General features: G+C 28.1%; 5 protein-coding genes and 2 pseudogenes. 3 read left to right on the plus strand and 4 right to left on the minus strand.

All coding sequences use genetic code 11. From position 1 onward, the window contains the following. The first annotated feature begins 151 nt into the window (after nucleotides 1-151). Together bcCo53_RS07770 and bcCo53_RS07775 are read left to right on the plus strand one after the other, a co-directional pair. A pseudogene (locus bcCo53_RS07770) lies at nucleotides 152-1,206 on the plus strand (variable large family protein). 157 nt (nucleotides 1,207-1,363) lie between these two features. Next, on the plus strand, nucleotides 1,364-2,014 hold the full coding sequence (locus bcCo53_RS07775) for a variable large family protein (protein WP_025408627.1): 651 nt from the start codon (nucleotides 1,364-1,366) through the stop codon (nucleotides 2,012-2,014). A gap of 263 nt (nucleotides 2,015-2,277) precedes the next feature. On the opposite strand, the pseudogene bcCo53_RS07780 reads toward bcCo53_RS07775, so the two are convergent. Continuing rightward, nucleotides 2,278-2,562, minus strand: a pseudogene (locus tag bcCo53_RS07780) (variable large family protein); the annotation flags it as partial. Nucleotides 2,563-2,640: 78 nt separating this feature from the next. After that, nucleotides 2,641-3,330, minus strand: a complete 690-nt coding sequence (locus tag bcCo53_RS07785; RefSeq protein ID WP_025408625.1) for an Mlp family lipoprotein — start codon at nucleotides 3,328-3,330, stop codon at nucleotides 2,641-2,643. Nucleotides 3,331-3,566: 236 nt separating this feature from the next. On the opposite strand from bcCo53_RS07785, the gene bdr reads away from it, so the two are divergent. Beyond that, nucleotides 3,567-3,866 carry a Bdr family repetitive protein gene (gene bdr, locus bcCo53_RS08860; RefSeq protein WP_338390678.1) on the plus strand — a complete coding sequence of 100 codons (300 nt, stop codon included), beginning with the start codon at nucleotides 3,567-3,569 and terminating at the stop codon, nucleotides 3,864-3,866. A 491-nt stretch (nucleotides 3,867-4,357) separates the two neighbouring features. Here the strand turns inward: bdr and bcCo53_RS07795 are convergent, their stop codons facing one another. After that, entirely contained in the window at nucleotides 4,358-5,350 is a 993-nt protein-coding gene (locus bcCo53_RS07795; protein WP_025408624.1) for a variable large family protein, read from the minus strand. Between the two features lie 643 nt (nucleotides 5,351-5,993). Continuing rightward, on the minus strand, nucleotides 5,994-6,632 hold the full coding sequence (locus bcCo53_RS07800; protein WP_025408623.1) for a hypothetical protein: 639 nt from the start codon (nucleotides 6,630-6,632) through the stop codon (nucleotides 5,994-5,996). Between the last annotated feature and the right edge of the window lie 394 nt (nucleotides 6,633-7,026).

Consider the following 7,026-nt stretch of genomic DNA (forward strand, 5'->3'; position numbering starts at 1 on the left):
GTATATAAGTAAGTAATTGTAAAAAATAAAGTTAATAAACAAGAATCTAGGTGCTTGGTTTTCCTAGCTTCTTGTTTTATCTCTATTCAGAGTTTTTTAACTATTTGGTCTCTTTAGTTAAAGGATGGGGATAAAAGGCGTCACGTAATATATTAAAAATATTAAAGTAAAAAGTATTTGTGCAACATTATTTATCTCTCTATTCCTTTCTTGTAATAATGGGATAGAAGAACTTGAGAAGAAAAATTCTTTCTTATCCTCTATTGCTAATTTAGGTAATGACTTCTTATCTGTTTTGACTTCTTTTGGTGAGATGCTTGGTAGTTCATTAGGGTTTAATACTAATACTAAAAAGTCTGAAATTGGAGATTACTTTAAAAAGATTCAGAATACTCTAGAAGGTACTAAGACATCTCTTAATAAAATTGTTGAGAACATGAAGAAAGAAGGAAATCCTAATGCTACTGCGGTAGAGAATGCTGTAAAAACGTTAGTTGCTGGAACACTTGATAAGGTAATTGAAGGAGCAAAGACTGCTAGTGGTGCTATTGGTGATGCTGGTCGGCCAATTGCTAATGTTGCTGAGCAGGATGCTGGTGCTGTTGGTGATGTTGATAATCTAGTGAAGGGAATTAAAGGTATTGTAAATGTGGTACTTAAAGAAGGGGATGCTGATGCTGGTGATGCTAACGGTCCTGTTAACGATAATGGTAGTGCTGGTGATGTAAGAACTAATAGTAGTGATAATGCAGGTAAATTATTTGCTAGTGATAATTCTGGTAATGCAACCAGTGTGGCGGCTAAAGCAGCAAAAGATGCCATTAAAGCTGTTGGAGCAATAACCGGTGCTGACATATTGCAAGCTATTTCTAAAGGTGTTGGTGGCAAAGCTGTTGCATTAGCTAAAAATACTGATGCTGTTGGTAGTGTATCTGCTGCTCAAGATGCTAAGGATGCAACTATAGCAGGCGCTATAGCACTGCGAGCAATGGCTAAAAATGGCAAATTCTCTGGGCCCCCTCAAAGTACTCCAAAAAAGGATGTTGCCACACAGTTAAAAGAGCTGCACTCAGTGCAGTAACTAAGGCATTAAATACACTTACAATAGCAATAAGAAAAACAATTGATGAAGGACTTAAAACTGTTAAAGAATCGATGAAGGTTAATTTTGATGCTAATCCTGTAACTGATGAAGGGAAGAACTAATATAAATTTAATAACTATATATGAAAGTAGTTTTTAATTAGTAATTAACTGAAAAAATGAAGTCAATTAAGGGGAAATATTGCTCTTTATGAGAGTAGTTTTCCTTTTTTATATCTAGACTTTTTAGTTGAAGGATAGGGAAGGAGGCACGTAATATATGAAAGTAAATATTAAAAATATTAGAATAAAAAGTATTTGTGCAATATTATTTATCTCTTTGTTCCTTTCTTGTAATAGTGGAGTAATAGAAGAACTTGAAAAGAAAAAATCTTTTGCTGATTCTCTTCTCAATATAGGTTATAGATTTCAAGAAATATTCACTTCTTTTGGCAATACAATAGGAGACGCATTAGGATTTAGTGCTGTTAAATTCGATGATACTAGAGATAAGGTAGGCGTCCACTTTGATAAAGTAAAAAAAGGATTAGAAGATACTAAAGGTAAATTAGATGGTTTGGCAAAAGAAATATCGTCTACTCCAAATGCTGATACTAAAGGTGTTGAAACTGTTAAGACTGTTATTCAAGGATCAAATGATGTTTTTGATAAACTAATTGGTGCTCTAACTAAACTTGCTGATGTTGCTAAAAGTGCTAGCAGCCTTAAAATTGGTGAGAATGATAATGGTAATTCTGTTATTGCTGATGAGGAAGATGTTAATAAATTAGCTGAAGGTGTGAAAACAATTATTGAGGTAGCAAATAAATTTGGTGTGGAAATCAAACCTGGAACTCCTGGTAATCCGGTGACTAATACTAATTATAGGACAAATAATAAAATTTTAAAAATAAATTTTCAATGTAAATAAAAAAGTTAGATAACAATTTAGGTAGATAGTCTAATAAAAGTATCATTATAAAGTTAAAATTGCTAAAATAAAAAAAAAAGAACAAATCTAAAGGACATTGATAAGTATTTGTAAATAGTAGACTAAATATACTATAAGCCTTAACCAAAGATATCAAAAAAATACCTATTCTAGTAATAAAAAATACCTTGGAACAATACTTTAGATACAAATATTTGATACGATTTCCGTATACAAATTTATGTACTTTTAAAAAAATCTACATTTACAGCACTAGCAGCTGCAGCTCGAACTGCACCTTCTTCATTAGTAGCATAACTAAATTTGCCACCTTTAGTTATGGCTTTAAGAGCTACTTCTGCTGCTAGGTCTGCAGTAGTTTTTGCGCCAGTATTATTAGCATCAACTTTAGTAGCTAGTGTGCCTCCAGCTCCATTACTATTACCAGTAAGAGCAATAACCTTAGCATCTTTCATCTTGTCAATCATCGCCCATGGATCTGCTTCCAATACTTTATCTTCTAGTTTTGCAGCAGCTCCTGCTGTTACAGAACCACCAGATTTTACAACTGCATGACCACCATTAATCTTTTCTATTTTGATTTTAAGGTTTTTGTTTTTTTGTCATTATTTTGAGACCTTTTCTTCTTTCCATTCTTCTATCATATCATTTGTTGATTCTTGTATTGTTGTTATTATAGATGCAAATATTTTGTCATTATCGTTTGTATCTATATTTTTTTCTGTGGTGATTGTTTCTAAAATGTCGGAGAAAAATGCTCGTATAAAATTTATACCTGCAGAAATTCCTCCGATGAGTTTTCCTTTGGAATATTGTGGTACATCGTCGGTGTGAATTCCATATTTGCCATTTTGATAGTCGTACGATTTGGTAATAATACCATTTTGTATATATTGATCAAAAGTTTCGTTATTTGCATATTGTTGTCTTTTGGTTTCTAAGAAATTGTAAGCAGTAGAAAAAGCTTGTTCTAATTCTTTTTGTTTTTGTATATCTTTTGAAAGCCATATAATAAATTTTGTAAATATTTCTTTTCCATTGTCTGGCCAGTTTTTAATTTCTTTTGGTATTTCATTAATTGCTATATTTAATCCATTTATAAAAGAATTAGATTTTGTTTTTTCATTATTAGTTGGAGCAGTAATCTCAGGGGTTGGGGGTTTAAATATTGAGGTTTCTGTTGTTTGGCCATGGTGTTTTTTACCGTGTCTAAATCCTATATCTGATTCATTTTCATTGCAACAATAAAACAATGTTGTACTGTAAAGTACTAATAATTTGATAATTATTTTCATAATGTTCTCCTTTTTTAATTTTCATATATAATCTAATCTATTATAGAGAATTATTTGAAAATTAGTCTATATAGTAGATTACTATTAATTTTTTTTAATATATTATGTTTGTTATAGAGTTTGTGTTAAAGGTATGTTATTTATTTTAAATGAGTGCTATCTTGATGTGTATTTTAGTAAAATAAGGTTTTTATAATGCATAAGATATTATATAATAGTTAAATAAGGAGATTTTTATGCAAGAGTCGTCATTGCATTCTGTTAGTAGTTCGCAAATTTTTAATGGACATATAACTGAAGATATGATCTATCAAGAGTTTGTTAAGATGGGGATGCAAGATTATGTAGCAAATGAACTTTCTAAAAGATATTACCGTAATGAGTTGACATATAAAGATATTGAGTATTTAGAGAGTAATTTTAACTTGAAGTTAGAAATGTTAGAACGTAGCTTAAACTCAGAGATTGTTTCATTTAAGGTTGAGCTTGATAATAAGATGGATGTGAAGTTTAATGAGTTCTCTAATAAAATATAGAATGTAAGAGGTGAATTAAAATCAGATATAAAGGATTTAGACAATAAGATAGAAAGTGTAAGGAGTGAGTTAAAGTCAGATATAGCTTTTGTAAACAATGAGGTTGTTCTTGTAAGGAAAGATATAGAAATTAATAAGATTGAGTTAGATAATAAAATTAATATTATTGAGAGTAACTTAAATGTAAAGATAGATAAATCAATTTCAGAGTTTAGAGGCACATCAAGGTTACATAATTGGATGTTAGGGACAATTATTACTATATGTCTAGGAATATTATTGACACTAATCTTTAAATAAGTCACTATTTTAAAATAAGTAAATGTAAGTTAAGTATCTTTCCTTCCTTTTTTGAACTCATATTATAAATAACAATTTTATGTAAAATTCAGTAATTTTTTTGTTTAACTTGGAAATAAAAGCACTAATATAAGTATTGATTATGGTATATTAGTGCTTTTTAAATAATTTTGTGTTTATTTAAGATTTAATTAATTTTTAATTTTCTTAAATTCAGCTTTTAATATATCAATAATAATTGTATTAATTCCATTTAATACTTTGTTAACAGCTTCAGCCGCAGCTTGTTTTACTGCTTGAATGTCGTCATTTTCGTTGTTATTTGTGTAATCAGTGAATTTGCCTTTTTCACTCATAGCTTTTAGTGCAACAGCAGCAGCAAAGTCAGCTTTACTTTTTGCTCCAGCGCCTTTGCCATCACTAGTAGTACCTGTAATTAGTTGTCCAGCATCATTATTATTGGTATTACTAATATTATTATGAGCGATTTGGGCTTTTGATATTTTATCAATCATTGCTGAGGCATTAATTTCTTCTACTATCTTAGCAAGTGCAGTACCAGCTCCTGTTCCGGCACCACCGTTTCCCCCATTAAGAGCAGCAGGAGCCTTTGTATTATCTGTTGCATTAACAGGATTATTATTGTTGTTGTTTTCTTTTTCAATGTTTATACCAAATGTTTGTGCTATTTCAACTATTTTTTTTATTTCATTAATAATATTTTGAACACTCTGAGTGTTAGAAATAATAGAAGCTTTGGTATTGCTATTACTATTAATTTCTCCAATACTTATGTTAGCATTGGTAGTTCCAGATAATTTTGTTACAGCAGCTATTATTTTGTCAATAGTTTCGGTTGTATTATTGTCAATTTTATTGTTAAATGTATCTTTAATTATTGTTAATATTTCTTTTAAGTTGTTAAAGTGTGTACTTATTTCGCTTCTTTTGCTATCAGGTTTGAGTTCTACCTTAGTAAATTTGTTGAGTATTTCATCAATGTTGTTTTCAGATATATTGTTTATGTCTATATTTTGGATAGCTTTTTGGATTTGATTTTTCATTTCCTGAGTTATAGCAACAGTGGAACCATCTTGGTTAGAGATAGAGTCAGCAACGAGTTCACAACTAGTTAACATAGACATTATAGCAATAACACTCAAAGGTTTTTTAAAATTTTTCATTATAATTTCCTCTCCTTAAATTATATGAATTGAAATGTAGAGCATAGTTCTTTCAAAAACATTTATTTTAATATGAATTATGACAAAAAAATTGTTATGAGGATCTAATATATACTAATGAGTGTTATTCTATAGGGATTGACAAATTATTATAATAATAGCGAATAGTACAAGAGTGTTTAGTACAGTATGGTGATGAGAAAAATATTTTCAGCAGATATTTTTAAAGATTTTAAATAAATAACAATATTTTATTTACTTTAAATTTGTATATTATTCATAATAATTTGTTAAGATTGAAATATATAAATGTACTACATTTTTAAATGTAAATTAGTACGAATTTTATATTCGATTATATATAACTTTAATTAGTATATTTTGGTATTAATTTTAGTTTAAAAAATATCAATATGTCTACTGTCATAGATCTTGGAAGTAAAAAATAAAGATTTTTATGTGTATTTTTTTGCAATGTATGTTGTAGGAATATTATTTGATTTGCTGTCTATACCTTATAAAGAGTGTTATCTGTCGTTCAGTTAGAGCTAGTAAAATTTTTGTTGTTGAGTTTTGTACTATTTGATATTAAGCTTTAAAGTTTAGGTAAATTAAATAGTTTTTATATTTTTTAGTCTCCATTTCAATTTCTGAAGACGTTAGAAAGAATTTCTAATTGATATTTATAGGTAGATTTGTAAGAAATTTCCATTTCTTTTAGACGTAGATTAATATGAGTTTTGAGTTTATGAATTGTATGATTGTGTGTAGAGTGTGTATTGCTAAAAAAGAATTCTTCTATTATAGAAGCAATGAGCTTTTTAAAACGAGATCTAGAGTTTTTATAGTAGTTTAAATTATGATGGTTAATTTTAATAATATCAAAAGAGTGTATATGTTTTAGTTTTTTTTCTATATTTTGGATTGTAGGTTTGTTAACAAGAGCTATGTGACTATTTTTATAATCAAATACTTTGCTATTAAATAGAGTAGGATTATTTATAAAGACTTTTCTTTTATGAAGGATTAAAGTATAAATATTGTGTAAATCTTTAGTTGTGATTTTAAAGTCAAAGAATTTGTGTAATAATTTATTTAATTTCCATGCTTGGATTGGTAGTTTTGTATTATTTATTAAGCTTTTAATAGCATTAGTAACAATTAAAGTATATTTTGTAAATTCTAAAGTATCATTTGCTCTATAAATAATAGAGTTTTTATTTTTTTTTGCAATAAATATATTTTTATGATTTAAGTGAGTAAGAGGGATATCAGTTGACATTATTATTCCTAATAATTTATGTTTAATATTGAGAGATTTTATTAGGAAAGAGCTAAGCAAAATGAATTCATTAGGATTAACATTGAGAGTAGTAGGGGTATTAGGTTGGTTTTTCTTTTTGTTTTTTTGAAAAAATTGAGTCTAAACATTAATATAATTATACACTTTAGAGTAAAAGTAAGGAACACAGTTTATTTATTGTAAGGGTGTGATTAGATTTTTATAAGTATACTTAGATGTTTTTAGGGTTAATTTTTTAGTAATTTGAGTTTTATAAAAGTATACTTATAAGTTTTTATTGTATACTTAGATTTTTTGCGAGGAGTATAAGATTTTTATGAGGGTAGTAATGGTCAATATGAAGAAGGGTTTTGTACTAATAACAAATTATATA

It is taken from the genome of Borrelia coriaceae (assembly GCF_023035295.1).
GTDB classification, from domain to species: domain Bacteria; phylum Spirochaetota; class Spirochaetia; order Borreliales; family Borreliaceae; genus Borrelia; species Borrelia coriaceae.